At 61.7% G+C, this 26072-nt stretch carries 21 protein-coding genes; 14 read left to right on the top strand and 7 right to left on the bottom strand.

Translation table 11 applies throughout. The annotated features are described in order from the left end of the window. Positions 1-5: 5 nt before the first annotated feature. From BQ4888_RS16665 to BQ4888_RS16650, 4 genes are all read left to right on the top strand, one after another. The gene (locus tag BQ4888_RS16665) at positions 6-1235 is read left to right on the top strand and encodes an EAL and HDOD domain-containing protein (protein ID WP_092058752.1); all 1230 of its coding nucleotides are present in this window, start codon (positions 6-8) and stop codon (positions 1233-1235) included. 429 nt (positions 1236-1664) lie between these two features. Beyond that, positions 1665-3512 carry an SLC13 family permease gene (locus BQ4888_RS16660; RefSeq protein ID WP_092058750.1) on the top strand — a complete coding sequence of 616 codons (1848 nt, stop codon included), beginning with the start codon at positions 1665-1667 and terminating at the stop codon, positions 3510-3512. Beyond that, entirely contained in the window at positions 3509-4540 is a 1032-nt protein-coding gene (locus BQ4888_RS16655) for an ABC transporter substrate-binding protein (protein WP_092058748.1), read from the top strand. The genes BQ4888_RS16660 and BQ4888_RS16655 overlap by 4 nt, the downstream gene beginning before the upstream one ends. A gap of 66 nt (positions 4541-4606) precedes the next feature. Beyond that, a complete protein-coding gene (locus BQ4888_RS16650; protein WP_092058746.1) occupies positions 4607-5998 on the top strand; it encodes a formylglycine-generating enzyme family protein in 1392 nt (463 codons plus the stop codon). A gap of 9 nt (positions 5999-6007) precedes the next feature. On the opposite strand, the gene BQ4888_RS16645 is transcribed toward BQ4888_RS16650, so the two are convergent. The 5 genes from BQ4888_RS16645 to BQ4888_RS16625 all read right to left on the bottom strand — a co-directional run bounded on the left by BQ4888_RS16645 (position 6008) and on the right by BQ4888_RS16625 (position 12731). Next, a complete protein-coding gene (locus BQ4888_RS16645) occupies positions 6008-6847 on the bottom strand; it encodes a DUF4824 family protein (RefSeq protein ID WP_092058744.1) in 840 nt (279 codons plus the stop codon). After that, a complete protein-coding gene (locus BQ4888_RS16640) occupies positions 6844-7899 on the bottom strand; it encodes a DUF2157 domain-containing protein (protein ID WP_092058742.1) in 1056 nt (351 codons plus the stop codon). The genes BQ4888_RS16645 and BQ4888_RS16640 overlap by 4 nt, the downstream gene beginning before the upstream one ends. A gap of 75 nt (positions 7900-7974) precedes the next feature. After that, a complete protein-coding gene (locus BQ4888_RS16635) occupies positions 7975-9027 on the bottom strand; it encodes a hypothetical protein (protein ID WP_092058740.1) in 1053 nt (350 codons plus the stop codon). Positions 9028-9041: 14 nt separating this feature from the next. Beyond that, complete coding sequence (locus BQ4888_RS16630) at positions 9042-11243, bottom strand: DUF1156 domain-containing protein (RefSeq protein ID WP_092058738.1); 2202 nt, start codon at positions 11241-11243, stop codon at positions 9042-9044. Positions 11244-11333: 90 nt separating this feature from the next. Continuing rightward, on the bottom strand, positions 11334-12731 hold the full coding sequence (locus tag BQ4888_RS16625) for a replication-associated recombination protein A (RefSeq protein ID WP_092058736.1): 1398 nt from the start codon (positions 12729-12731) through the stop codon (positions 11334-11336). A 164-nt stretch (positions 12732-12895) separates the two neighbouring features. Between BQ4888_RS16625 and BQ4888_RS16620 the strand changes: the two genes are divergently transcribed. The 8 genes from BQ4888_RS16620 (at position 12896) to BQ4888_RS16585 (ending at position 22939) form a co-directional block, all read left to right on the top strand. Further along, the gene (locus tag BQ4888_RS16620) at positions 12896-13750 is read left to right on the top strand and encodes an NAD(+)/NADH kinase (protein WP_092058734.1); all 855 of its coding nucleotides are present in this window, start codon (positions 12896-12898) and stop codon (positions 13748-13750) included. Between the two features lie 10 nt (positions 13751-13760). Next, the gene (gene recN / locus BQ4888_RS16615) at positions 13761-15428 is read left to right on the top strand and encodes a DNA repair protein RecN (RefSeq protein WP_092058732.1); all 1668 of its coding nucleotides are present in this window, start codon (positions 13761-13763) and stop codon (positions 15426-15428) included. A gap of 27 nt (positions 15429-15455) precedes the next feature. Then, positions 15456-15923, top strand: coding sequence for an N-acetyltransferase (locus BQ4888_RS16610; RefSeq protein ID WP_092058730.1), 468 nt, complete (start codon positions 15456-15458; stop codon positions 15921-15923). Between the two features lie 112 nt (positions 15924-16035). Then, positions 16036-16905, top strand: coding sequence for a M23 family metallopeptidase (locus BQ4888_RS16605; RefSeq protein ID WP_092058728.1), 870 nt, complete (start codon positions 16036-16038; stop codon positions 16903-16905). Positions 16906-17091: 186 nt separating this feature from the next. Beyond that, complete coding sequence (gene secA / locus BQ4888_RS16600; protein ID WP_092058725.1) at positions 17092-19779, top strand: preprotein translocase subunit SecA; 2688 nt, start codon at positions 17092-17094, stop codon at positions 19777-19779. Between the two features lie 41 nt (positions 19780-19820). Then, on the top strand, positions 19821-21020 hold the full coding sequence (gene argJ / locus BQ4888_RS16595) for a bifunctional glutamate N-acetyltransferase/amino-acid acetyltransferase ArgJ (RefSeq protein WP_092058723.1): 1200 nt from the start codon (positions 19821-19823) through the stop codon (positions 21018-21020). A 69-nt stretch (positions 21021-21089) separates the two neighbouring features. Then, complete coding sequence (gene deoC / locus BQ4888_RS16590; RefSeq protein ID WP_092058721.1) at positions 21090-21761, top strand: deoxyribose-phosphate aldolase; 672 nt, start codon at positions 21090-21092, stop codon at positions 21759-21761. 20 nt (positions 21762-21781) lie between these two features. Then, a complete protein-coding gene (locus BQ4888_RS16585; protein WP_240746373.1) occupies positions 21782-22939 on the top strand; it encodes a phosphopentomutase in 1158 nt (385 codons plus the stop codon). A 12-nt stretch (positions 22940-22951) separates the two neighbouring features. On the opposite strand, the gene BQ4888_RS16580 is transcribed toward BQ4888_RS16585, so the two are convergent. Beyond that, positions 22952-23689: a PilZ domain-containing protein gene (locus BQ4888_RS16580; protein WP_170232925.1), complete on the bottom strand. Its 738-nt coding sequence runs from the start codon at positions 23687-23689 to the stop codon at positions 22952-22954. Positions 23690-23806: 117 nt separating this feature from the next. On the opposite strand from BQ4888_RS16580, the gene BQ4888_RS16575 reads away from it, so the two are divergent. After that, positions 23807-24184 carry a DUF2914 domain-containing protein gene (locus tag BQ4888_RS16575; RefSeq protein WP_092058714.1) on the top strand — a complete coding sequence of 126 codons (378 nt, stop codon included), beginning with the start codon at positions 23807-23809 and terminating at the stop codon, positions 24182-24184. A gap of 62 nt (positions 24185-24246) precedes the next feature. On the opposite strand, the gene BQ4888_RS16570 is transcribed toward BQ4888_RS16575, so the two are convergent. Beyond that, positions 24247-24684, bottom strand: a complete 438-nt coding sequence (locus tag BQ4888_RS16570) for a Ros/MucR family transcriptional regulator (RefSeq protein ID WP_092058712.1) — start codon at positions 24682-24684, stop codon at positions 24247-24249. Positions 24685-24938: 254 nt separating this feature from the next. On the opposite strand from BQ4888_RS16570, the gene BQ4888_RS16565 reads away from it, so the two are divergent. Then, entirely contained in the window at positions 24939-25979 is a 1041-nt protein-coding gene (locus BQ4888_RS16565; RefSeq protein WP_092058710.1) for a deoxyguanosinetriphosphate triphosphohydrolase, read from the top strand. The last annotated feature ends 93 nt before the right edge of the window (positions 25980-26072 follow it).

Here is a 26072-nt window from a genome sequence, read left to right as displayed (position 1 = left end):
GTGCTTTGGAAGATTTCGACAAATGCCTGATCGGGCGCCAGCCGATTCTCGATCGCCGTGAGCAGGTCTGTGCCTACGAGCTGCTCTTTCGTTCGCCGGGCGCCTTGACCGCCCGCATCGACGACCATTCCCGGGCGACGGCACGGGTGATTCTCAATACCCTGAGCGGTTTCGGGGTTCAGGAAATTCTTGGCGGCCAGCGCGGGTTCATCAATGTCGAGCAGGATCTGCTGATGAGCGAATCCCTTGAGCTCCTGCCCCGCGATGCGGTCGGCATCGAACTGCTGGAAGACCTGCACGTCACCCCCGAACTGGTGGAACGTTGCCGCTATCTCAAGGAAAAAGGGTTTTACCTGATTCTCGACGATCATCAATTCGAGCCCCGCTTCACTCCGCTCTATCCCCTCATCGATCTGGTCAAGGTCGATCTCTTTCTCACCCCCGTCGCGCAACTGGCGCCGATGGTGCGCCAGCTGCGCGCCTATCCCTTTAAGCTCCTCGCCGAAAAGGTCGAAACCCGCGACGAGTTCAAGCAATGTTTCGACATGGGCTTCGATCTGTTCCAGGGCTACTATTTCGCCAAACCCTCGATCATGGAAAAACAGCGGATTGACGGCTCGGCGACCGCTCTGCTGAAAATGCTCAATCTGCTCATGGAAGACGCCGAAATCGAAGAACTGGAAGACTGCCTCAAGCATTGCCCCGGCATGACCTATTCCCTGCTCTTGCTGGTCAACTCGGTCGGCATGGGGACGCGCAAGAAGATCACCAGCGTGCGCCACGCCATGAACCTGATCGGTCGGCGTCAGCTCAAGCGTTGGGTTCAACTGGCGCTCTTCGCTTCTGCCGATGAGCGCGGGTTGGAGAACCCCATGGTCGACATGGCAGCGGTGCGCGGCGGGATGATGGAGCAGTTGGCCCGGATTCATCCCCAGACCCGAAAAATTCCCGAGATCGCCGATCAGGCCTTCATGGCCGGGATTCTCTCCCTGCTGGAGTGGATCTATGCCGTTTCCATGGAGACCGTGGTCAAGGATTTGAACCTTTCCGACGAAGTCGCCGAGGCCCTGCTCCAGCGTAACGGAATCTTGGGGAAGATGCTCCTCTGCGTCGAAGCCATGGAGCAGATGGATTTCAAAGGTGCCTGGCCGCAACTCGAAGCCCTCGGCTTTACCCCCGACCAGGTCCTCGACGCCCAATGCAAGTCCTATATGTGGAAGTCGGGGATGGGTTGAAATCTTTCCGCTGGGGGGCGTTCGCGTTTCCCGGTCCCGTCCAAACCACGCCTTTTGCTGCTCCACAGCCGCCTGCGGGTCATTTACCCGAGGCGGCTTTTTCCCCCCGGCCCCCCCTTCTCCTCGCGCACGACAGATTGACCAAGCCCTTGAACGGCACGGGATTTGCTCTGCGTAACTGTTCGTAATTCCGACCTTCCCGAATCGTTCTTGCGGGGCCGAAATTCCTCGTTGAAGCGGCTTTTATCCCAGATAACGCCTCTTAGGGGGTGTCAGTTTTTTGGATTCGCGGATCTTTGTCCCCGGGGTTTTGACGGAATCTTCGCGTTATGGCGGTGGCGCCTCTTTTTTTCTTGAAGAAAAGGGGGGGGGGGCGTGAAAGTGTGATCTGCTCGACGCAAGACTCGAACCGGGCTTTCGGGAGGATGCATGAGTTCCCTGGATGCGGCGGAAACCCTCTTATCCATCCCCCTCTTTCGCGACTGTTCGCGGCAGGGGCTGGCCCGCCTCTTGCCGCACGTGACCGAGCGACTTCTTGCCCCCGCCGAATCCTTGCAGTCCTTCGGCGCCACGGCCGAGGCGACTTTTCTGATTCTGGAAGGGGAATTCGAGCTCGATCTCGGGTGCGGGCGCAAGGCGCGCATTGCCGGCGGCTTTCTCGGCGAGGAGGCGGGGATCGGTCTGGCCGACTATCAGGCGACCGCCACCGCCCTCGGTCCGGCGCGGGTGTTGGCCATCCCCGGTCCCTCGCTGCGCAAGCTCGCCGAAGAAACCAAGTCGGTGCTGACGGCGTTGCTCGAATCCCTGTCTGAGCGCGGCCAGGAAGGGCGTTCGCGGGAGCGGGTCGGGGCCGTCGCCGCAGCCGTTAAAGACAAGGGCGGGGCGCGGGTTCTGAGTGGCTGGCTCCTTGCCACGGCAGTCCCCTTCGCCGTCTTCTTTCTGCTGCGGAATGCCCCGGATATCGCCGGCGTTCAGACCGCCTACCTGCTCGCGGTCGTCTCCTCGGCGGTGGTCATGTGGGTCTTCCGCCTGCTCCCCGATTTCGTCCCCGCCCTCTTCGCCGTCCTCGGCATCGTCCTGCTCAATCTGACGCCGCCGGAAGTGGCCCTGTCCGGTTTCTCCTCCGACACCTTCTTCATGGCTCTGAGCATCTTCGCCCTGAGCGTCGTCACTACCACCTCCGGCTTCAGCTACCGGGTACTCCTCTGGCTGCTGCGCCTCGGTCCGCCCAACAAAATCTGGTACAACCTCAGCCTCTTTATCGCCGGGGTCATCCTCACCCCCATCGTCCCGACCGCCAATGGCCGGGTGGCGATCGTCGCCCCCTTCTTTAACGACCTGGCGGGGACTCTGGGCAAGGATTCCTGCGCCAACGAGAAGCAGCGGCTGGCGGTCAGTGTCCTGTCCGGCATCAGCCTGCTGTCTTCAGTCTTCATGAGCGCCAAGTCGATCAATTTCGTTATCTTCGGCTTCCTCCCCTTGCAGGATCAGGCCCAGTTCCAGTGGGTCTACTGGTTCTTCGCCGCCTCTGTCTGCGGGATCGTGCTGACCCTGCTTTATCTGCTCTTGGCCTGGCTGATTTTCCGCAATCCCAGCCGCCCGACCATGTCCCGCGAACTGATCGCCGACCAGCTGCGTATCCTCGGCAAGATGAAGAGCAGCGAATGGGCGTCGTTCCTTGGTCTGCTGTTGATGCTGGCGGCGGTGCTGACCGTCTCCCTGCATGGCGTGGAGGTGCCCTGGATCACCTTCGCCATCATGTACGTGCTCTTGATGTTCGGCTTTCTCGATGTCCGCGAATTTCGCAAGAGTATCGACTGGAGCTTTCTCGTCTATCTCGGCGCCCTCATCAGTCTGGTCGAGGCGATCCGCTACGTCGACGCCGATGCCTGGTTTACCAGCCAGTTCAGCTGGCTGACCGCCTACATGCGCGAGGACTTCAGCATCTTTATCCTGCTGCTGGCCCTTGCTATCTTCCTGGTACGCCTGGCCTTGCCGATCAATGCCACGGTGGTGGTCTTCGCCACCTTCCTCATGCCTTCGGCGGTGGCGGTCGGCGTCAACCCCTGGCTGGTCGGTTTTGTCATCCTGCTGCTGGGTGAAAGTTTCATCTGGCCCTTCCAATCCTCCTATTATCTGCAATTCGCTTCCATGACCGAGGCAACCATGCCCATGGACAGCCCGCGCCTGATCCTCTTCCATGCCCTGCTGTGGCCGGCCAAGCTGCTTGCCATCTATGCCTCCTTTCCCTTCTGGCACTATCTGGGGATTCTATGAGCCTGCGCCTGTCCATCCGTCTGGCTATGGCGGCCTTTTTTTTCGCCTGTTTCGGGGTGGTTTTCTACGTCGGCTGGCAGCGCCCCACCATTTTCGTGCTGCACAGCTACGACAAGGATTATGCCTGGACCCGCGAGGTCGACGCCGGATTCGCCCGGGTTCTCAAAGCCCAGAGCTGGGTGCGGATCAACCCCTACTACATGAAGACCAAGGGGACCAAGGACAAGGACTATCTGCGCCGTGCCGGGCTGGCGGCGCGGCGCGCCATCGACGCGGCGGCCCCCGACGTGCTCATCGCCGTGGATGATCCCGCCCAGGAACTGGTCGCCCGCCACTACGTCGATCATCCCCGTCTGCGCATCGTCTTCGCCGGGGTCAACGGCGGCGTCGAGGAGTACGGCTATCCCAGCGCGCAAAACGTGACCGGCATCCTCGAGCGCAAACCCGCCGAGGCCATCGCCGAATGCCTACGCTTTCTCGACCGCGACCGGAACCGGACGGCGCGGGTCATGTTGCTCTGCGACACCTCCTCCTCGGCGGTTTCCGATGCCGAATATCTTGCCGGCTGTGCTTGGGAAGGGCTCGACTATCGCGGCGCGCGGCACGTCGACAGCTTCGCCGAATGGCAGGCGGCGGTGGCGGAGCTGACCGGACAGGTCGACTACCTGCTGGTCGGCGGCTATCGCCAGTTGAGCAGCGCCGACGATTATGGAAAAATGGTTCCGGCTACGGAGGTCATGACTTGGACGGAAACCCACGCCGCCATGCCGGTGGTCGGCATGAACGTCTTCAACGCCGAGGACGGGGCGATGCTCGCCATCGGCGTTTCCCCCTTCGAGCAGGGGGAGGTCGCCTCGGAACTGGCGCTGACCCTTCTCGAAACCGGGCAGGCCGCCTTTGAGTTGCCGGTGCGGCTCTCCAACCAGTATGTCATCGCCCTGCGCAAATCGGCCCTAGAGCGACGTGGCCTCGAAGTGCCGCGGATTTTCGAGGCCTTTGCCCGGGCGACCAATAATTATTTTGACTGAGGCGGAAAATTCCCCAAACCCCTCTTTTTCAAAGGGGGACTTACACCTTTCCGACGGGATGAAACCATGCTGAAACGATTTGTCTATCTGGGAATCTTGCTGCTCGGCTTGTTGGTACAGCCGCCGGTGACGACCGCGGGAGATTGCGATGCCAAGATGCCGGTGGCGGTGGTCGAGTTCGACGTCATGGGCGAGCTCGGCATTCCCGATGCCGGGGCGATCATTGCCGAATGGATGATCAGCGCCTTGGGGCGTACCCGCGCCTTCGATCTCAAGGAACGGGTGCTGCTGAAAAAGGTGCTGGAAGAGCAGCAGCTTGCCGCCAGCGGCCTGCTCGACGACCAAGCCGCCGCCGAGATCGGCAAGATTTACGGCGTCTCCGGCGTGGTCAGCGGCGGCGTGCTGCGCTGGGGCAAGACCCTGTCCGTTACCGCCCGACTCATCGATACCACCACCGGCACGATTCTGCGCACTTCCGACATCAAGGTGGAAAATCCCGATCAGATCCCCGGACGCATGGACGAACTGGCCCGGGCGCTGGTGATCGAGGAGGAATCGGTGAAGCCCCCGTCGGCGCCCGAGCCCGTCGCCGCCTCGCCGGTGGCGACGGGGGATGTCGTTACCGGCGAGGTGCCGAAGCAGGCTCAAATGGGGCAGGTCTGGAAGGACGAGACCCGTGGCCATGAATTCGTTTGGATCGAAGGCGGCTGTTTTACCATGGGCCAGTCCGAGCAAGAAAAGGCGCGGGTCATCCGCGAGGAGGGGGAGGCGCTGTATCGGAAGAACTACGCCGACGAGGCGCCGCCGCACAAGGTCTGCGTGGACGGTTTCTGGATGGGGCGTTTCGAGGTCACCAACGCCCAGTTCAAGAACTTCAAAACGGATCACGACAGCGGCAGCTATAAAGGTCTGTCCATGAACGGCGCCGCCCTGCCGGTGGTCAACGTCAGCTGGCAGCAGGCACGGGACTACGCCGACTGGCTGACGCAGCAACAGGGGGGGGAACGCAAGTTTCGATTGCCCACCGAAGCCGAATGGGAATTCGCCTGCCGCGCCGGCACCAGTTGGGAGCGCTTCTGGGGGGACGAGTCGGATCAGTCCTGCAAATTCGCCAATGTCTACGACCGGGTGGCGCAAAAGAGCGATCCCTGCCCCTGGCAGAAACATGACTGCGACGACGAGTTCGTCGCCACCGCCCCGGTCGGCAACTATTTCCCCAACCCCTTCGGGCTTTACGACATGCTCGGCAACGTCTGGGAATGGACGGTGGACGGCTACAGTCCCGACGCGTACAAGAGTCATGCCCGCAGCAACCCGCTGCACACCGAAGGCGAAACCAAGGTCCGCCGCGGCGGCAGCTGGGCCGATTCCCCCGGCAGCGTCCGCTGCGGCAATCGCGGCAAACGCTCCCCCGACCGGGAGAGCAACCAGGTCGGGTTCCGGTTGGTGATGGAATAGGGGGGCGGACTATTCCGCTTCCTTGTCGATCCGCCGCACCGCCGTCACCCAGGGCTCGAACCGCCGCCCCCAGCGAACATCGACCGCGTAGCGCGGCTCGGGCGGCGCGTCCGGCTGATCGTGGCGATAATTGAGGAGGCTTCCCGATGGGGCGAGGCCATGCAAGGGCGCGGTCAGTTTCAGGGGAACGTGCAGCTCGGAAACGAGCAGGGCATCGATTTCCCCGGTACGGACCTTGACGGCCTCCCCTCCGTCGACGTAGCTGGTGGCCGCCCGCGCCAGGGCCGAAACGATCAGATACCGACGGTTGTCCGGGTAGCGGTCCCGCAATGAACCGGGATCTAGGCCGGCGTCGACGGGAATCAGCCGGGATTCAAAAGAGAGATCTTTTTTCAGGGATCGAATCTCCCCGTCGATTGACATTCGGGACGGTTCACGTTCTTCCCCGCGCGCCAGGGCTTCATTCAGTTCCGCTATTTTCCGTTCTTTTTCCTCCTTGAACCTCCGCCAAGACTCGCCCTCATATTCGAACACGACAAAGATTTTTTTCGCCTGGGGCCAGCGGATCGTCTCGGAACCTTCGGGTTTTTCCGGTTTCTTTATTCCGAGTTCAGCCATCTTCTCAGCGTTGAACCAGTCTTGGGTGGAGGCGTGTCGGTCCCATTGCAACCGCAACGCAACCCCGCTGTTCTCCTCGTGCCCGGAGCCGCCGAGCAGCCAGAGTTCCCGTTCGCTGAGGGTCATCGCCGCCTCGGGTTCACCGGCGCGATTGCGCACCACGCCGGTCAAGGCGAAGGCGTTGACCGCGAGGACCAGGGCCAGGGCCGGCCAAAGATGCAGGCGTTTCATGGGTGTACCTCCCGGCGTGCGCCGCGCAAGCGTTGCAGTACCAGCAGCAGACCGATGGCGACCAGGCCGAGCAGCAGAAAGAACTGGTATTTGGGCAGCCAGTCCCACCACCAGTCGAAGAACTTGGTGTACAGGTAAAGCACGAAAAAGGTCGCGCCGAGATTGGTCACTCCGGCCCAGCGGCGGCGGATGCCCAGGGCGATCACCCCGGCGGCAAGGACAAATCCGGCGGTCTGGTATCCATATTCGATGGCTTTGGTGGTCCAGGGGAGATAACTGCCGTGGCCCCAGTTGGCGAGGATGAGGATGGCGATGAAAATGGTCAACAGGCCGAAAATCCGGTAGCTGTTGGCGAACCGGGGATGACGGCGATGGGGGATCAAGGGAACCAGGGTCAGCAAGGCGCCGGCGACGATGAAGTTTTCCGGCCGCTCGCCGAAGGAGAGCCAGTAGCAGCCGCTCCAGGTGCCGACGGTGGCGGCGAGAAAGGCTAGCAGGCAAACCATGCCGGCGACCAGCATCAACCGCAGGCCGTAGCCGTAGGCGAGCAGCAGGGCGAAAGCGCTCCAAGCGAGAAAGGCATTCTGGCTCGGGATGATGTTGAAGATCCGGCCGATCACGGAGAGGTCGAGGATAAAACAGGTCAGGGCGACCAGGGCGAGGATGCCGGTGAAATAGCCGGAGCGTTCCCGGCGGGCGGCGAAGTCGGCGGCGATCGTGGCGAGCAGCGGCGCGGCGATCAGGATGGCCACTTGCGCCGAGGTCGCGAGCAGTCCCCAGAAGCGGTAGAAAAAAAAGAAAATCGCTGCCGAGATAGCCAGCGCGCCCAGCAGGGAGACAATGCGCATCCCCCAGGAAAGCTGTTTTTCCGTCCCGGTCACGTCGATATCGAAAAGCCGCGACAGTTCGCTCTGCAATCCCCGGTGGTAGGTGTCGAGTCGGCGGCGTTCCTCTTCCGTCAGCGACAGCAGCCCTTCCGATTCAAGCTGTGCCAACTCCTCCCGAAACGCCAGCATCCGATCAACGCGCCGTTGCGCTTCTTCTTTATTCATGGATGCTCTTTGTTGGGCGGGGTTGCATATAAATGTTTGGCTCACGGATTCTCAATTCCACAGACCTAAATTGATTTACGGTCGTTTGCCGGAGAACTTTTTGATGGCGCTGTGGTCTATGAGTTGATCGATGGTCGCCGCAGTGAACACTTTGCCATCTAAGCGCAGGATGAGATCGCGCATATCCGAACGGCGCTGCCTGAAACCGCGCCCATCGATACAGGCAATGACCTCATACCAAGGCTTCCCTTCCGTCACATGCCTGTTCCTCTGGGTTTCCAGTTCCTTGATCCGCGTTACCTTATCCCTGGCCGTACCGTCGTCGCTCGTTACCTTGGCCTCGATGATTACCGCCGGATTGATTTCATCCGGTATGCAGAAGTCGGGGGCTTGGCCGAATCCGGGAATTCTTTCGGCCCGGCCGGTTTTACGGTAGGAAACTCCGGCATCGCGCAGATGTCGTTCGATGGCGTTTTCCATGACTTCTCCGACCAGTTCGGAAACGGCATCGCGATGAGCGGCGAACGGGCGGCCAAGGTAGCGTTCATAGAGAAGCACGGCATAGGGGGCGTTTTCTCTGGCGGCGTGGGTGAGGGAGTCCGCGCCATGCGCCGTATCGAATTTGGCGAGGCGATGGATGAAACCTTCCTGTTCGGTGGGTGCGCCTTTTTTGAGGTATTGGATGGCGACCTCGACGAGGGCATCGATCCGCTCCAGCGTTTTTTTGGCTAATTTGCGTTCGCATAACTTGCTGTAATAGTCGGCTGTTCGACAATCCTTATCGATGTTTCGCGCCGCACCCTGGGTGATGTCGCTGCGTAGTTCCATCCGGGCCAGTTCCGCCCATTCCGGAGCGGTCATCCCCAAAATGGAGCGCAGTGCTCCCAGGGCCAAGCTGTTTTCCTGCAACGCGGACTGAACGGTAGCCAGGGAAAGGTTCCCGAAGCACTCGGTGGTTCGCTTCAAGACCTCGTAAGCCATCTGAAATTCGCGATATTTGACGAAGTCGCCGCCGGTTGGCATAAGCAGGAATTCCGAGGACAGATCGGCCATGGTGACGGTTACCATCGCTTCGATCCGTTGTTCCAGTTCTTCTCGCGACAACTCAAAGGGGCGATTGCCGGACATGGTCCCTCCTTGCATTAAAAGTGCAAATATTCGGATTTCGTTCCGTAGGTTGCCGATGCTTCGTTGACGGCAAGACGAAGCGGCTCGGGGCTCCCGGTAGCGATGACGGCTTCGATCTCGGCCACTTGCGGCAGCGATGCCAAATGTCGGGTTAACCGGCCCAGTTTTTCGCGGGCGGGAAGGTTTCCGTCCCAGTTCGGTCTCAAGTTCCAGATGGCGATGCGAATCAGATGCCCGTGGCTGAGACAACGGATATCGCCAGGTGTTGGTTTCAGATTCCCCTCGCGGAGTTTTTCGAGATCCTCGGCAATGAGCCCGGCCAAATCCTCCGTGGTTCTTGCCAAGGTTCGGCGGGAAATGGCACCTGTCGACCGGCAGACGAAAACCGTGTCGACGACGGACGAGCCGGTACCGCTGATGTGAATGGACGCACCCATTTCTGCCGGGCAGGGGAGGGCGACGGTGCAGGCGAGACCGGCGTCGAGGATCGCCATGGCGATGGGCAAGTATGCTTCCAGACGGTTATGGTGATAAGTGAACGCCAGCGGCCGTCCGGGTTTCAGCGCTTTTGTCATGTTGCGGAAGACTTGGGAAAGTCCTTCGGCGAAGTGGTCAAGCCCCCGTTCCATGGTGACATTTCCGGTCAGCTCGTCTCGGTTGCGGGTTGTATGAGAGGCGAGTTCCGGGATGCCTTCCCCGACGAGTCGTCGCACCCAGGCGTAGCAGAAGTCCATCAATTCGGCGTATTGGACGTTGCCGAAATAGGGGGGGTCGGTAAAAACCCCATCCAGACTCGCCGGGGGCAGTTCAGCGAGGGTGGCGCTGCCGCAATGGAGGCGGACCGCGCGCTGTTTTTCGCCCGGTTTACCGTTATTCCGGTCGCCGATCCACTCGCCGGCAATCGGCACCTGAACCTTTCGGCTTCCTTCGATGCGGGTCTCGAAGGGGAAATCGCAATAGGTTTTTGCTTTCAGGTACTTCTCCAAGATGTTCGACCAGCCGCCGCTCCCCACGCTCACTCCTCCGCCATTGGCGATGCCGAGCAGGTTCGATTCGCATTGGACGAGCCCGACCGGAAATCCATGCACCGAAAAAATATCGAGGGATTTCAGGGCCATGGTGTCATAACGGCAAAGCATGTTCTGGTAGCGGAGGAGATCCGAGAGGTTGGTGACGAGGGCGTTTTTGACCCGGTCATCCTGTTCGGCGGCGATGAGCCGGCCGCTCAATTCCAGGCCGAGCAACTGCCGGTTGTTGAACATTTCCGAATAACGACGATAGCCCCAGCGGAGTAGTCGCGTGGTCTCGTCCCCTGGCGGAATGTCATCGTCCGGAACGAAACGGGCCGTGGTTTGCCGCAACCGTGCCGATGCCCCGGCATAGGCCGCCAGATCACTGTCCTCGGGCTTTTTGAAAAAACGCCCCTGGTGGGTCGGTTTGCAGTGACGGCAATGGTATTCGATGGCGAACATCCGGTGTCGGGGCGGCCCGGCGGTTGGGGTGGGATAGGTATTAATCGCGCCGCAGCGCGGACAGGCGCATTTATTTCGCCTGGCCGGTCCTCCCAGGGTCAACGGGCGGTCGCAGGAATCGCACCGGCCTGGATTTTTACGGTCGCGAACGCCGTTCAGATCGCCGCAGGCCGGGCAAATGAAGATGTTTTCCGGGTGGCGTTTGTCCTCGGCCAGCAGGTAGCCGGGAAAAAGATCGAACTCGTTCCCGCACTGGTGACAGGTTTGCTCCTTGACCCAGAGAAAATATTTTACGTGGGCTTCGCCGGAGCCGCATTTCAGACAGCGGGTGCGGTAAAACGAACCGGCTTCGTTTTCGAGCGCCGTCATCAGTCCGGTGGCCGATTGACGGTATCGCGCCAGATCGAGATGTTCGATTTCCCGGTTGACGATCCACCAGGCCATCGGGTTGATGTCGTAGCCGAGCACATCGCAGCCGAGGCGGTTGGCTTCGATGAGTGGTGTGCCGCCGCCCATGAAGGGATCGGCGATGGCGATGCCGCTTAAATTGTTGGCGGAGTAGAATGCTTCACGCAGAGGGGAGGAACTGAATTCGGAAAGAATCAGGCCCCGGAACAAGGTGCCGGGGCGGCGGGCGAACCACTTATGCACGGCAATGATCGGGCGATAGTTCTGCTGAATCTGTTTCTCCCTCAAGGCGAGGGCGGCGATGAAGGGGATGTCGAAGTTTTTTTCTATGCTCATGGCAGCTGAGGGTAGGAGATTCGCTACGGGGAGTCAAGGAGACAATAGCCCAGCCGAAAGCTGAGTTGGTGTTGCCCCTTGGGGCGATTCTCACTTTTGCCCCTCTCCCGCCGGGGGCGGGGTTTCCTCCTTGGGCTCCCGTTCTTCCCCTTCGACCTCCCGTGCGACCTCTTTCCCCTGGCGTTTCGTCCCCTTGCGCAGTTCCCGGTAGTAGGCCATCCGCTCGCCGATGGTTTTTTCGTAGCCGCGGTCGGTGGGGCGGTAGAAGACTTTGCCGCGCAGCCGGTCGGGGAGATGCTGCTGGTCGGCGACGCCGCCTGCGAAGTCGTGGGCGTACTGGTAGCCCTGGTGATAGCCGAGTTCCTTCATCAGTTTGGTCGGGGCGTTGCGGATATGCAGGGGGACGGGAAGGGCTCCGCTCTTGCGGACCTCGGCCAGGGCCTGGTCGATGCCGAGATAGCTGGCGTTGCTCTTGGGCGCGGTGGCCAGGTAGGTGACCCCTTGGGCGAGGTTGATGCGGGCTTCGGGCAGGCCGACGAAGTGTACCGCCTGCTGGACGGCGAGGGCGATCTGCAGGGCGCGGGGATCGGCGTTGCCGACGTCCTCGGAGGCGAAGATGACCATGCGCCGGACGATGAAGAGCGGATCTTCCCCCGCCTCCAGCATCCGCGCCAGCCAGTAGAGGGCGCCATCGGGGTCGGAACCACGCAGGCTCTTGATGAAGGCGGAGATGACGTTGTAGTGCTCCTCGGCCCCCTTGTCGTAGAGCAGGGCTTTCTTCTGCAACGCCTCCTGCACCGCTTCCAGGCTGATCGTTCCGGTGACGCCGGCGGCGGCGACCTCCAGTGTATTGAGGCCGACGCGGGCGTCGCCGTCCGCCTGCTCGGCGAGAAAGTCGGCGGCGTCCTCGGCCAGTTCCAGGTTGCGACCGCCGAGGCCGCGCGGGTCGTCGAGGGCCCGTTGCAGGAGAAGGCGGATGTCGGCCGGTTCCAGGGGATGGAGGACGAAGACCCGGGAGCGGGAGAGGAGCGCCGAGTTGACCTCGAAAGAGGGGTTTTCGGTGGTGGCGCCGATGAGGATGATGTCGCCGCGCTCGACGTAGGGGAGAAAGGCGTCCTGCTGGGCCTTGTTGAAGCGGTGAATCTCGTCGACGAAGAGGAGCGTCTTGCGGCCGTGATAGGCCTTCTCCTCCCGCGCCTGGGCGACGATTTCGCGCACCTCCTTGACCCCTTGCAAGACCGCCGAGAAGAAGACGAAGCGGCTTTGGGTCGAGTTGGCGATGACCTGGGCGAGGGTGGTCTTGCCGGTGCCGGGCGGCCCCCAGAAGATCACCGAAGCGACCTGGTCGGCTTCGATCAGTCGGCGCAACACCTTGCCTTCGCCGAGCAGGTGCGGTTGGCCGACCATCTCATCCAGGGAGCGGGGGCGCAGGCGTTCGGCCAGGGGGGCGTCGATGCCCCGTTGGGCGCCGTGTTCGAAAAGGTCCATGGCTTCCTATCCGTAAAAAAGGTTCGTTTGCCGCGACAACTTTAGCACAGGCGTCGGCGAAGACGAAATTCCTTGCGCCATTTCCCCGTGCCGGGGGCGCCCGCGAGCATGGACTTTGACCCGCCCCTGTGCTATCTTCCGGTTCTCTTGACAAGGGGGTGCCTATGAAGCGGGTCGGACTCTACGCCAAACGCAGCAATCCCGCCGCCATCGTGGTGGCTCGGGAAGTGACCGCCTGGTTGCAGGGCAGAGGGGTCGAGGTCTTTCTCGACGAGCGCCTGGCTGCCGACATGGGGGATTACCAGGGCTATCCCGCCGGGTCGATCCCGGCCATGGTTCATCTCATTGTTGTCCTGGGCGGCGACGGTACGCTGATTTCCGTCGCCCGCAAGGTCGGCGATCTGCGCACTCCGATCCTCGGCGTCAACCTCGGCAGTCTTGGTTTTCTCACCGAGATCCCCCTCGCCGAGCTCTATCCGGTGCTGGAAAAGGTCATCGAAGGGGAATTCGAGGTGACCAACCGGCTGATGCTTGAAGCCGTGGTCCGGCGGGACGGTCAGGAAGTCGGGCGCTACCGGGTGCTCAACGACGTAGTCATCAACAAAGGGGCCATCGCCCGCATCATCGACATGGAGGTCACGGTCGACGGCGATTACCTGACCACCTTCAAGGCCGACGGCCTGATTATCTCCACCCCCACCGGTTCCACCGCCTACAACTTGGCGGCCGGCGGTCCCATCATCTATCCCGGGCTGCACTGCCTGGTCATCTCCCCCATCTGTCCGCACATGCTCACCAACCGACCAATCATCGTTTCCGACGAGTCGACCATTCGCGTCGAGGTCAAATTTCAGGATGAAGACGTGGTCTTCACCGCCGACGGCCAGGTGGGGATGCCCCTGCACGGCGGCGATGTCGTCGAGATCCGCAAATCCCGCAGCAGCACCCTGCTGATCAAGAGCCCGTCCAAGGATTTCTTCGAGGTGCTGCGCACCAAACTGCACTGGGGGGCGCGCTGAGTATCCGGCCATGCTGACCGACCTGATCATCCGCAACTTCGCCATCATCGAGGGCCTGCAGGTGGCTTTCGGACCCGGCTTCAACGTGCTCACCGGCGAGACCGGGGCGGGCAAGTCCATCGTCATCGACGCCGTCGGTCTGCTCCTGGGCGAGCGCGCCCGTCCCGAACTGATCCGCACCGGCGAGGAAGAGGCGACGGTGGAGGCGATTTTCGATCTGGCCGCCGCGCCGGAATTCCGCCGGCAACTGGCCGAGGCCGGTTTCGAGAACGGCGACGAATTACTGGTGCGGCGTACCGTTTCCCGTTCTGGTAAGAACAAGGTCTTCATCAACGGGGCCCTGGCGACCCTCGGGCAGTTGCAGGAATTGACCGCCGGGCTGATGGTCATTCATGGCCAGCATGCTCAGCAGGGTTTGCAGCGTCCCGATCTGCACCTGGAAATGCTCGATGCGCTGGCTGACGCCGCAGCCTTGCTGGAAGAATACCGGGGGATTTACAGCGAGGTCCGCAGCCTGGAGGAACATCTGCGCCGCCTCGACGAGGCGCAGCGGGAGCGTCGGCAGCGCCTGGATCTGCTCGGCTACCAGAACCGCGAACTGGCCGAGGCCAACCTGCGCCTCGGCGAGGACGAGGAGCTGGAGGCGGAACGGTTGCTGCTGCTGCACGGTGAAAAGCTGCTGGCAGCCACCGCCGGCGGTTACGAAACCCTCTACGGCGAAGACGGCGCGGTCTGCGAGCGACTGCAAACTTTGGCCTCCGGCCTCGAACAGCTGGTCAGCGTCGATCCCGCCTTGGGGCCGCTGGCTGAGACCCTGCGATCTTCCGTTTTCGCCCTGGAGGATGTGGCCTTGCAGTTGCGTGCCCAAGAGCAGAAAATTCAGTTTGAGCCGACCCGGCAGAACGAGGTCGAGGAACGATTGGCGCTGCTTGCCACGCTCAAGCGCAAGTACGCGCCGACCATCGGCGAGATGCTCGCCCTGCGCGAACGGATCGAGGCCGAGTTGGCCGAGTTGGAGGATATCGACGGCACCCGTGACGGACTGGAACGCCGCTTGGCCAAGGCGCGTGAGCAACTGACCCGTTCCGGCGCGGCCCTTTCCGAACGGCGGCGGCAGGGAGCCGAGCTCTTGCGGCGCAAGGTCGAGACAGAGCTGGCCGGGCTGGCCATGGCCCGGGCGCGCTTCGAAATGCGTCTGACGCCCCTGGTGGAGCCGGGCGCGCGCGGCCTGGAAAAGGGGGAATTCTTCCTTGCCCCCAACCCGGGCGAGGAGGCCAAACCTCTGGCTCGCATCGCCTCGGGGGGGGAGCTGTCACGGATCATGCTGGCGCTGAAAAACGCCGCGCCCGAGGCGGACGCCATCCCGACCCAGATCTTCGACGAGGTTGACGCCGGGATCGGTGGCGAGGCTGCTACCGCCGTCGGCGAGAAACTACGCGCCGTGGCCCGGGGGCGCCAGGTGTTGTGCATCACCCATCTGCCCCAGGTCGCCGCCTTTGCCGAGGCCCATTACCGGGTTGAGAAGCAGGAGCGGGACGGCCGCACCCATACCGTTCTGGTCCGCCTCGACGACGAGGAACGGACCCACGAAATGGCCCGCATGCTCAGCGGCGCCAAGATTACCGAACGCACCCTCGACCACGCCCGCGAACTGATCGGGGCGTCGCGAGGCGCCTGACCCAGCCGCTTTCATGGGAGATTCGCCATGATCCGTAAAGCCCGTATGGCCGATGCCAAAGCAATTCACAAGTTGCTGCTCTCCTACGCCCAGCAGGGGCTGATGCTCTCCCGTTCCCTGGCCGACATCTACGAGGGCATTCGCGATTTCTATGTCTTCGAAGTGGACGAGCAGGTGGTCGGCACTGTCTGCCTGCATATCTGCTGGTCCGATCTCGCCGAGGTCCGTTCCCTGGCGGTCGATGCCGCGCAGGAAGGGCGGGGGGTCGGCCGGAAACTGGTCGACGCCTGCCTCGACGAAGCCCGAGGCCTGGGCCTTCAGCGGGTCTTCGCCCTCACCTACAAGCCGGTTTTTTTCGGCAAGCTCGGTTTTCATGAAATCGAAAAATCCGAACTCCCCCACAAAATCTGGAGCGACTGTATCAAGTGCCCCAAGTTCCCGGAATGTGATGAAATCGCTATGAGTATCGAGTTCCGGGACCCCGCCGCAGACTGATCCTTTTGTGCTATGAATTTGACATCCATAGGGTTTTCGCGGTATTAATCCACATGGCCCAAAACCACGTCGCAGACGCCGGTCGTTCCGGCGTCACGGGGGAGGTCTAGGTTTGTCCGCGAAAAAATATACCGTACTCGTTATTCCCGAAGGGTCCCACCAGGTCCGCCGTTTTGCGCTCAGGCGCCGTTGGCTGGGGATCGCCTCCGCTTTGGTGGTGGCGCTTGTGCTCGGCGCGGCCCTGCTCCTTTACGATTATGCCCGCATTCGTGTCGATCATGGTGAACTGACCCGCTTGCGGGCGGAAAACCAGGAGCGCCTAGGGGATATGCAACGGCTGACCGAGCACCTGGAGGTCTTGCGCCAGGAGCTTGTGGTGCTGGCGCAGAATGACGCCAAGGTGCGGGTCATGGCCAAACTGGCCAAGCCCAAGGCCGACGCCCTGACCGGCATCGGCGGCCCGCTGGAGGACGATCCGGCCGAGGATTTTTCCGAGGTGCAGCGTCGAATCGACGAGATCATGCGCGCCATCGACCTGCATCGGGCCAGCCAGGAAGAGGTCCATGGGCTACTCAGCGACGAGCGCTCCCTGCTCGGCTCCAAGCCGCGCGGTTGGCCGACGCGGGGGATGGTGACCTCGGGTTTCGGCATGCGGCGTTCCCCCTTCTCGGGGCGACCCACCATGCATGAGGGGATCGACATCGCGGCGCGCACCGGGACGCCGGTCTATGCCACGGCGGACGGCATCGTCAGCCGGTCGGAGACGGTAGCCGGATATGGCAAGCTGGTCGTCATTGATCACGGCTACGGCTTCCAGACCTTCTATGCGCATAATTCTCAGAACCATGTCAAGGTCGGGCAGCGGGTCAAGCGCGGCGAGAAGATCGCCGCCGTCGGCAACACCGGGGCTTCCACCGGCTCCCACGTTCACTACGAAGTCCGCCGCAACAATCTTCCCCTCAATCCCAAAAAATATATTTAGTCGCTTCTTTTTTCTGCGTTTTGTGAACGCCCCGGTTGCCCGGGGCGTTCGTCGTTATGGCGGCTTTGTACTTGGTAGGGGGATTTTTTTTGTGTTATTATCCCCAGTCTTTTCTCACAACCTTCGCATCTATTTATTCCGGTCCCGGTTTTCACTTTCACGGGGATCGCATTTGGAGACTTTCTGATGATGGGTGGTTTGATCAAAAAACTCTTCGGCAGCAAGAACGACCGCGAACTCAAGCGCATGGGCGCCGTAATCGCGCGGATCAATGCCCTGGAGGAGGGAATCGCCGCGCTCTCCGACGAGCAGTTGCGCGGCAAGACCCTGGAGTTCCGTGAACGGCTGGCCGCTGGTGAGACCCTCGACCAGCTGCTCCCCGAAGCCTTCGCCGTGGTGCGTGAGGCGGGCAAGCGGGTGCTCGGCATGCGCCACTTCGACATGCAGTTGCTCGGCGGCATGGTGCTGCATTCCGGCAAGATCGCCGAGATGAAGACCGGCGAGGGCAAGACCCTGGTCGCGACCCTGCCGTCCTATCTCAATGCCCTGACCGGGCGCGGCGTGCATGTTATCACCGTCAACGACTACCTGGCTCGCCGTGACTCCGAATGGATGGGGGGCATCCATCGTTTTCTCGGCCTCTCTGTCGGGGTCATCGTCCACGGTCTGACCGACGCCCAGCGCAAAGCCGCCTACGCCTGCGATATCACCTACGGCACCAACAACGAATTCGGCTTCGACTATCTGCGTGACAATATGAAGTTCTCGCTCAACGACTACGTGCAGCGGGAACATCATTTCGCCATCGTCGACGAGGTCGACTCGATCCTCATCGACGAGGCGCGTACGCCGCTGATCATCTCCGGGCCGAGCGAGGTCTCCAGCGAGCTCTACTACACGGTGAACCGCATCATCCCCATGCTGAAAAAGGGGGAGGTGATCGAGCATCGCGACGAGAAGCTCGGGCGTAAGGTCAAGGAATATACGGGCGACTACACCATCGACGAGAAGGCCAAATCGGCCACCCTCACCGAGCAGGGGGTGTTGCGGGTCGAGAAGCTGATGAACGTGGATAACCTCTATGATCCCCAGCACATCGAGATTCTGCATCACGTCAATCAGTCGCTTAAGGCCCACGCCCTGTTCAAACGCGATGTCGATTATGTGGTGAAAGACGGCGAGGTGATGATCGTCGACGAGTTCACCGGTCGGCTCATGCCGGGACGGCGCTGGAGCGACGGCCTGCACCAGGCGGTGGAGGCCAAGGAAGGGGTCAAGATCGAGAACGAGAACCAGACCCTGGCGACCATCACCTTCCAGAACTACTTCCGCATGTACGAAAAGCTTTCGGGGATGACCGGTACCGCCGACACCGAGGCGACGGAATTTCACCAGATCTACAAACTTGACGTGGTGGTAATCCCGACCAATCGGCCGATGCAACGTCAGGACATGGCCGACGTCATCTACAAGACCGAAATGGAGAAGTTCAAGGCGGTGGTGGAGGATGTCGAGCAGAGCCATGCCACCGGTCAGCCGGTGCTGGTCGGCACCATCTCCATCGAAAAGTCGGAACTGCTCTCCGAGATGCTGCGTAAGCGCGGCGTGCCGCACAACGTTCTCAACGCCAAGCAGCACGAGCGCGAGGCCGAGATCGTCGCCCAGGCCGGGCGCAAGGGGGCGGTGACCATCGCCACCAACATGGCCGGTCGCGGGACCGACATTATCCTCGGCGGCAATCCGGAAATGCTCGCCCGGCGCGAAGCCCAGGGACAAGAGGAGCCCGAGGCGGCCTTTCCCGCCTTGCTGGAAAAATACCAGGCGTTGTGCGCCGGCGAAAAAGAGCAGGTGCTGGAAGCCGGTGGCCTCTATATCTGCGGTACCGAGCGCCACGAATCGCGGCGCATCGACAACCAGCTGCGCGGCCGTAGCGGCCGTCAGGGGGATCCGGGCAAGAGCCGCTTCTATATGAGTCTCGAAGACGACCTGCTGCGCATCTTCGGTTCGCACCGGGTGGCCTTTGTCATGGATAAGCTCAAGCTCCCCGAGGGGGAGCCGATCGAGCACGGCATGATCAGCCGGGCGGTGGAAAACGCCCAGAAGAAGGTCGAAGGGCACAACTTCGAAATCCGCAAGCACCTCATCGAATACGACGACGTCATGAACAAGCAGCGCGAGGTCATCTACACCCAGCGCCGCGAGGTTCTCGGCGGTGAGGGCGTGCGCGAGACGGTGGAGTCGATCGTTCTGGAGATGGTCGAGGACGTGGTCGCCACCTTCTGCCCGGAAAAGACCCCCGCAGCCGAGTGGAACTTGGATAGCCTGGCACTCGACATGTTCGACCAGTTCATGATTGAGCCGCAGCTTCCGGCCATCGAGAAGGGCCTGACCCGCAAGGAACTGGAGGAGACCCTCAAGGAACAGGTCATGACGCGGCTGGCGGAAAAGGAGGAGGAGTTCACCACGCCGGTCATGGAGCACCTGATGAAGGTGCTGCTTTTGCAGACCATCGACCAGCAGTGGAAGGATCATCTCCTCTCTATCGACCACCTCAAGGAGGGGATCGGCCTGCGCGGCTACGCCCAGCGTAATCCCAAAGAGGAATACAAGCGGGAGGCCTATCGCCTCTTCATGGAGATGATGGGGCGCATTCGCCAGGAGATGGTCAACAAACTCTTCCGGGTGCAGTTGCGCCGCGAGGAGGATGTGGAGCGGATGGAAGAACAGCAGCGCCGTCAGCGCCTGATCCTCAACCGGGTCGGCGCCGACGACCAGCCCAAGCAGCCGACGACGCGGGACGAGGAGCGGATCGGGCGCAACGATCCCTGCCCCTGCGGCAGTGGCAAGAAATACAAGAAGTGCTGCGGCAAGTAAGAAAGGTCTGTTTCAGCGATTCATAGAGGAGGACGAGCGGAATGAACAGGGTGGATCTTCATGGTGTGGCCGGATTCCGCTTCGCGGCCGGCGCCGCCGGCTTGAAAAAATCGGGGCGCCTTGACCTGGCGCTGATCGTGGCGGATAAACCGGCTCTTTGCGCCGGAGTCTTCACCACCAACAAGGTGGTGGCGGCGCCGGTGCAGATCTGCGCACCGCGCATTCGCCAGGGTCGTTGTCAGGCGATTCTGGTCAACAGCGGCAACGCCAACGCCTGCACCGGCGAGCAGGGGCGCCAGGATGCCCTGCGCTGCGGCGCTATCGCTGCGGCCGCCCTCGGCATCGACGAGGAGTTGGTGGCGGTCTCTTCCACCGGCGTCATCGGCGCGCCCCTGCCCATGGCCAAGTTCGAGGAGGCGGTGCCGAAACTGGCGGCGCAACTGCGGGAGGATCATGCCGACGAAGTGGCGGCGGCGATCATGACGACCGATTCCTTTGCCAAGCGCTATGCCGTGACCGGCGAGGTCGACGGCCGCCCCTACCGCATTCTTGGTGTCGCCAAAGGGGCGGGGATGATCCACCCGAACATGGCGACCATGCTCGCCTTTATTTTGACCGATGCGGAACTGGAGGGCGGCTTCGTCGACACTGCCCTGCGTCAGTCGGTGGACGGTTCCTTCAACTGCATCACTGTCGACCGCGACACCTCGACCAACGATATGGTGCTGCTTCTGGCCAGCGGCGCGGCGGGGAACGCGCCGATCGCCGCCGGATCAAAAGCGGCGGGGGAATTTCAGTCCCTGCTCGACGAAGTGCTGCTGGAACTGGCGAAGATGATCGTGCGCGACGGCGAAGGGGCGACCAAACTGGTACGCATCGAGGTGACGGGTGCGGCAAGTGATGCCGAAGCGCGCCAGGCGGCGTGCAGCGTCGCTACCTCCAGCCTGGTCAAGACCGCCTTCTTCGGTCAGGATGCCAACTGGGGGCGGATCATCGCCGCCGTCGGTTACAGCGGCGCCCAGGTCGATCCCGAGAAAGTCGACATCCGCTTCGGCGAGGTGCCGGTGGTCAAGGATGGCCTCGGCACCGGCAAGGAGCTGGAAGCCAAGGCGACCGAGGTGTTGAAGACCCCGGAATTCACCGTCTTCATCGATCTCAAGCAGGGCAGCGGGCGGGCCTATTACTACACCTCCGATCTGACCTACGATTATGTGAAAATCAACGCCGATTACCGCAGCTAGGTCAATTTTCATCCCTTTTGACAAAGCGGGGGCGGTTTACGAACCGCCCCCGCCGATTTTGCGATTCCCATGACCCACCCCAATCCCGCGCCTCTCATCGATCATACCCTGCTCAAACCCGACACCCGCGCCGATCAGGTGCGCCGCCTCTGCGAGGAGGCGGTGGAATACGGCTTTGCCTCGGTCTGCCTCCCCCCGATCTTTGTTCCTTTGGCCGCCGATCTGCTCTACGGTTCGGAGGTCGCCGTCGGCACGGTCATCGGTTTTCCCCTCGGCTATACGCTTCCCGCCGTCAAGGTCTGCGAAACCGCCGAGACCGTCGCTGTCGGGGCGGCGGAGATCGACATGGTGATCCCTGTCGGTAACGCCCTCGATGGCGAACTTGCCGGTGTGGAAGAGGAAATCCGTCAGGTCGTGCGCGCCGCCGGGACGGCCCGGGTCAAGGTGATCCTCGAATGCTGCTTTCTCGATACGGCCCGCAAGATCGCTTTGACCGAGGCAGTGGTACGGGCCGGCGCGGCCTATGTCAAGACCTCCACCGGTTTCGGTCCAGGCGGGGCGACCATCGCCGATGTCGAACTGCTGGCACGGATTGCGGACGGCCGCATCGGCGTCAAGGCGGCCGGCGGCATCCGCGACTGGACCACCTGCCGGGCGCTGCTGGCCGCAGGGGCGACCCGCATCGGCAGCAGCGGCGGCGTGGCCATTGTCGATCAGTGGCGGCGGGAGAGCGGGCTGTGAGGGGGGGCGGGGTAAAACGAGTGCTGCTGATCACTCTCGACGGCTGCGGTATCGGCGAGCTGCCCGATGCCGCGCGCTACGGCGACGTCGGGGCCAATACCCTGGGCCATGTCGCCGAGGCCTGCGGCGGGCTGGATCTGCCTCATCTGCAGGCGCTGGGGTTGGGCAACATTCTGCAATTGCCCGGGGTGCCGACGGTCGCCGCGCCGCAAGGGGGCTGGGGGCGGATGGCCGAGGCTTCGGCCGGTAAGGATACCACCACCGGCCACTGGGAAATCGCCGGCATCATTGAGCCCAATCCCCTGCCGACCTATCCCACCGGCTTTCCCGAAGAGATCATCGCCGCCCTGAGGCGGGAGACGGGTCTCGACTTTTTGGGCAATATCGCCGCCAGTGGGACGGAAATCCTGAAAGAACTCGGCGACGAGCATCTGCGCAGCGGTCGGCCCATCGTCTACACCAGCGCCGACTCGGTCTTCCAGGTCGCCGCCCACGAAGGGATCATCCCGGTGGAGCGGCTCTACGAGATCTGCCGCGCCGCCCGGCGCATCCTCGATCCCTACCGTATCGGCCGGGTCATCGCCCGCCCCTTTGTCGGCGACGCCCCAGAAAACTACCGGCGCACCGCGAACCGCCACGACTTTTCCCTGTCGCCCACTGCCCCGACGATCCTCGATGGAATGACCGCCGCCGGCATTCCGGTTTTCGGTGTCGGCAAGATTCGCGACATCTTCGCCGGCTGCGGGATCGGCGACTACGTCTACAGCAGCGACAACCGCGACGGTATGGCCAAGACCCTCACCGCTCTCGCGGCAATGGAGCGGGGGCTGATCTTCACCAATCTCGTCGACTTCGATATGCTTTACGGGCATCGGCTCGATGCGAAGGGCTTCGGCCAGGCGCTGGAGGAGTTCGACCGCTGGCTCCCTGAGTGCCGGGCTGCCCTGAAGGCCGAGGACCTGCTCATCGTCACCGCTGATCACGGCTGCGATCCGACCACGCCGGGGAGCGATCATACCCGGGAATATGTGCCGCTGCTGGTCTGGTCGCCGGCCATGGCGCAAGGAACGGCGCTTGGCGTGCGCACCTCCTTCGCCGATGTCGCGGCGACCCTCGCCGAGGCTTACGGCTTACCGGTGGGGGCGGGGAAGGGTTTCTTGGGAGAGTTGACGGGCTAGGGCGGGCACTGGTCAGCGCGGTTGCTCGAACTGGTCCGGCGAGACCTGGGGGGCATGTTCCTCGGTGGAGACGTCGCCGAAGAAGCGTTTGCGGATAAAGTCGCCGAGGGCTTCGCGATCCGACTCGCTCAGGTCGATAAACTCCACACCCACCCCCTGCAGGTAGTTGTTGTCGGCGTTGGGCTGAACGCCGTAGAGAACCCGCCCCGTCAGTTCCAGTTCCTTGCTCATGCCGACCAGGGGAACACAGACGGTCAGGGTGTCGCCCGGTTCCATGCGCAGGCTGGTCTTGATCATCAGCCCCTGGATGCTCAGGCTGAGAACTTCCGCCAGGCAAGTCTGGGCTCCCCGGGAGAACATCCCCGGGAGCTTGACGGTGAGACGCAAATTTTTGCGGGGGAAGCGTTCCGTGTGGCGCTGCACTTGGGCAAAGAAGCTGAAAAGGTCGATGGGGACGGCGATCGGGTCATGGGGGATCGTCAGGTTGTTTTCGATGCCTTCCTCATTCAGGACCAGCAGCGGACAGTTGCCCGCAGTCACCAGCTTCTCGACCCGTTTGCGCAGGGAGTTTTCGCTGTTGGCCAGGAACTCGGCACCGAGAATGAGCAGGTCGGGGGAGGTTTCCCGCAGCAGCACTTTGATCTGCTCGGGGCGCGACGAGACCAGTACCCGGTAGCCCCAGTGCTTGAGCATGCCTTCGATGGTTTCCAGCAGCGGCTGACGGGTGTCGCCGAGCAGCAGACGTTTCATTGCGGGGTATCCTTGGCGGAAGAGGGGGGGGCGGGTTTTCGGGCCGTGACATCTGTTGGATTCTAAATACCCGATCCCGACCATTTGTACAAGGAACAAAAAGGAGGCGTGTCCGTCATGAAGACCATCTTTGTCTTTCTCTTGTTGCTGGTGTCGGGGAGCGGTGCGGCCGGAGCCCTTGAGATTGTCGAGGGGGTGATCACCACACAGGTCGAGGACCATCGGCCGGTCGACCGGGTGCAGCGCTGGTCAGCCGCGGCCGGTCCGCTTTACTGTTTCACGCGGATCGTTGGCGCAGAAGAGCCGACCCCGATCTTCCATGTCTGGTATCGGGGAGACCAGGAGGTCGCGCGCGTCGAGTTGCGGGTGCGCAATTCCCCCTGGAATACCTGGTCGGTCAAGACGCTGGAGGCGGGATGGACGGGGGATTGGCGGGTCGAGGTCGTCGATGCTGCGGGTCGGCTGTTGCGCAGCATTCCTTTTGTTCTCTTTTGATGAAACGAAAAAAGCGCCCATTCGGGCGCTTTTTTCGTGAAAAACAGTTCTTTTAGCGTTGGCTACTTCTTTTTGCCGCGGGCGGCGCGGGCCTTGGCGAGGTTGTCGCCGAGGCCGCGTTCCACGGCCATTGCCCGACGGCTTTCCGAGTAGTTACGGGCCGCCAGGGGCTGCTTGCTGGGGATGCCGAACTGCTTACGGTATTCCGTGGGTTTGAGGTCGTGGGCGGTCTTGAGATGACGGGCCAGGGTTTTCATTTCCTTGCCGCAGATCATGCAGGTGACTTTGTCTTTGCCAAAGGCTTTTTTTAAAGAAATGACAGGTGCGGCGGCTTCCGCATCGGCCACGGCCCCTTCGACAGCCGGCGTTTCGCCTTTTTCCAGGGCACCGAGGGTCTTGTGCAGTTCAACCAGTTCGGTCATCAGTTCTTCTTTAGTCATCGTCGTTGTCGAGGCATGGGCAGCTACGATTTCAGCCGCCATTTCCAGCAATGTCGCCATGTCTTTCCTCCTGGGCAATCGGTTATTGTGGTGTTTGTCAAAAATAAATTATGTTACTAATACAATATTCAATGATAAAAGCAAGAAGATTTTCTCGTAAACACGAGCGGTTGCCGATAAGAATGCTTTTTCCGTGTTCCCGAACCTTCTCCTGATGATCCGGATCGCTATGGTTGAGGCGAAAATTTTTCACGGTTTAAGGTTGGTTGGACGGCTATTTTCACAAACATAGTTTGAATGGGAAGAGGGCGGTCATGAATATACGTTGTTTGCTTGAGGAGCGGGAAGATCGATTTTTGTCCGGGCACGCCTGCCGCAGTAAAGAAAGTGTTGGGCGTTCCCGTCCGGAAGAATCCTGTACAATCAGAACCGCCTTTCAGCATGATCGGGACCGTATACTGCACTGTAAATCTTTTCGGCGCCTGAAACACAAAACCCAGGTCTTTCTCGCGCCGGAAGGGGATCATTATCGGACCCGGCTGACCCACACTCTGGAGGTTTCCCAGATCGCCCGGACCGTTGCCCGCGCCCTGGCTCTCAACGAAGATCTGACAGAGGCCATCGCGCTGGGACACGACCTCGGTCACACCCCCTTTGGGCATGCCGGCGAGCGGGTACTCAACGAGCTCGTGCCGGGCGGTTTTCACCATGTGCGGCAGAGCCTGCGGGTGGTCGACGTGCTGGAAAAAGACGGGGCGGGATTGAACCTGACCTTCGAGGTGCGCGACGGCATCCTCAAACATTCCAAGGGACAGGGGCCGATTCAGGGGGCCGATCCGGCGGTGCGGGCCGTCACTCTCGAAGGGCGCATCGTCCGCCTGGCCGATATCATCGCTTATGTCAATCACGACCTGGATGACGCCCTGCGCGCGGGACTGGTGAAGAGCGGTCAGATCCCCGGGCGGATCATCGCCGTATTGGGGGAGACCCACTCCCGGCGGATTCGGACCATGGTCAACGACATCATCCAACATTCCCTGGCCGCGGACGGGGGGGAGATCCGCCTCTCCGATCCTCTGGCCGAAGCCGTCACCGATCTGCGGGACTGGCTCTATGACCACGTCTACCAGGCACCGAGCGTACACGAGGATTTCGCCAAGGCCGCACGCATTCTGCGCGAACTTTTTCTCTTTTTCATGGAAAACGAAGAGGCGCTGACGGCTCATGGCGGCCGTCGATTGCCGGGGGACTGTCGTGAAGTTTCGGTAGCGGATTTTCTCGCCGGCATGACCGATCGCTATGCCATTAATCTTTATCATCGGCTCTTTCTGCCGCAGCCCTGGAAACTCTTCTAAATCGCCTAACCTATTGAATTTTCCAGTTGCTCCTCTTGACACTCCGGGAGCCCCTATGGTAGCGTTTCAGCTAATTTGGCGGCTTTTGCAGAA

The organism is Desulfuromonas acetexigens (assembly GCF_900111775.1).
In the GTDB taxonomy this organism is placed as follows: domain Bacteria; phylum Desulfobacterota; class Desulfuromonadia; order Desulfuromonadales; family Trichloromonadaceae; genus Trichloromonas; species Trichloromonas acetexigens.
The sequence above is the reverse complement of the archived record's forward strand: the minus strand, read 5'-3'. Positions and strand labels throughout refer to the sequence as shown.

Excerpts from the sequence above, each read along its gene's own strand:
- BQ4888_RS16660 (WP_092058750.1), top strand. The coding sequence starts at position 1,665 with ATGAGTTCCCTGGATGCGGCGGAAACCCTCTTATCCATCCCCCTCTTT.
- BQ4888_RS16655 (WP_092058748.1), top strand. The coding sequence starts at position 3,509 with ATGAGCCTGCGCCTGTCCATCCGTCTGGCTATGGCGGCCTTTTTTTTC.
- BQ4888_RS16650 (WP_092058746.1), top strand. The coding sequence starts at position 4,607 with ATGCTGAAACGATTTGTCTATCTGGGAATCTTGCTGCTCGGCTTGTTG.
- BQ4888_RS16645 (WP_092058744.1), bottom strand. The coding sequence starts at position 6,847 with ATGAAACGCCTGCATCTTTGGCCGGCCCTGGCCCTGGTCCTCGCGGTC.
- BQ4888_RS16640 (WP_092058742.1), bottom strand. The coding sequence starts at position 7,899 with ATGAATAAAGAAGAAGCGCAACGGCGCGTTGATCGGATGCTGGCGTTT.
- BQ4888_RS16635 (WP_092058740.1), bottom strand. The coding sequence starts at position 9,027 with ATGTCCGGCAATCGCCCCTTTGAGTTGTCGCGAGAAGAACTGGAACAA.
- BQ4888_RS16630 (WP_092058738.1), bottom strand. The coding sequence starts at position 11,243 with ATGAGCATAGAAAAAAACTTCGACATCCCCTTCATCGCCGCCCTCGCC.
- BQ4888_RS16625 (WP_092058736.1), bottom strand. The coding sequence starts at position 12,731 with ATGGACCTTTTCGAACACGGCGCCCAACGGGGCATCGACGCCCCCCTG.
- BQ4888_RS16620 (WP_092058734.1), top strand. The coding sequence starts at position 12,896 with ATGAAGCGGGTCGGACTCTACGCCAAACGCAGCAATCCCGCCGCCATC.
- recN (WP_092058732.1), top strand. The coding sequence starts at position 13,761 with ATGCTGACCGACCTGATCATCCGCAACTTCGCCATCATCGAGGGCCTG.
- BQ4888_RS16610 (WP_092058730.1), top strand. The coding sequence starts at position 15,456 with ATGATCCGTAAAGCCCGTATGGCCGATGCCAAAGCAATTCACAAGTTG.
- secA (WP_092058725.1), top strand. The coding sequence starts at position 17,092 with ATGATGGGTGGTTTGATCAAAAAACTCTTCGGCAGCAAGAACGACCGC.
- argJ (WP_092058723.1), top strand. The coding sequence starts at position 19,821 with ATGAACAGGGTGGATCTTCATGGTGTGGCCGGATTCCGCTTCGCGGCC.
- deoC (WP_092058721.1), top strand. The coding sequence starts at position 21,090 with ATGACCCACCCCAATCCCGCGCCTCTCATCGATCATACCCTGCTCAAA.
- BQ4888_RS16580 (WP_170232925.1), bottom strand. The coding sequence starts at position 23,689 with ATGAAACGTCTGCTGCTCGGCGACACCCGTCAGCCGCTGCTGGAAACC.
- BQ4888_RS16575 (WP_092058714.1), top strand. The coding sequence starts at position 23,807 with ATGAAGACCATCTTTGTCTTTCTCTTGTTGCTGGTGTCGGGGAGCGGT.
- BQ4888_RS16570 (WP_092058712.1), bottom strand. The coding sequence starts at position 24,684 with ATGGCGACATTGCTGGAAATGGCGGCTGAAATCGTAGCTGCCCATGCC.
- BQ4888_RS16565 (WP_092058710.1), top strand. The coding sequence starts at position 24,939 with ATGAATATACGTTGTTTGCTTGAGGAGCGGGAAGATCGATTTTTGTCC.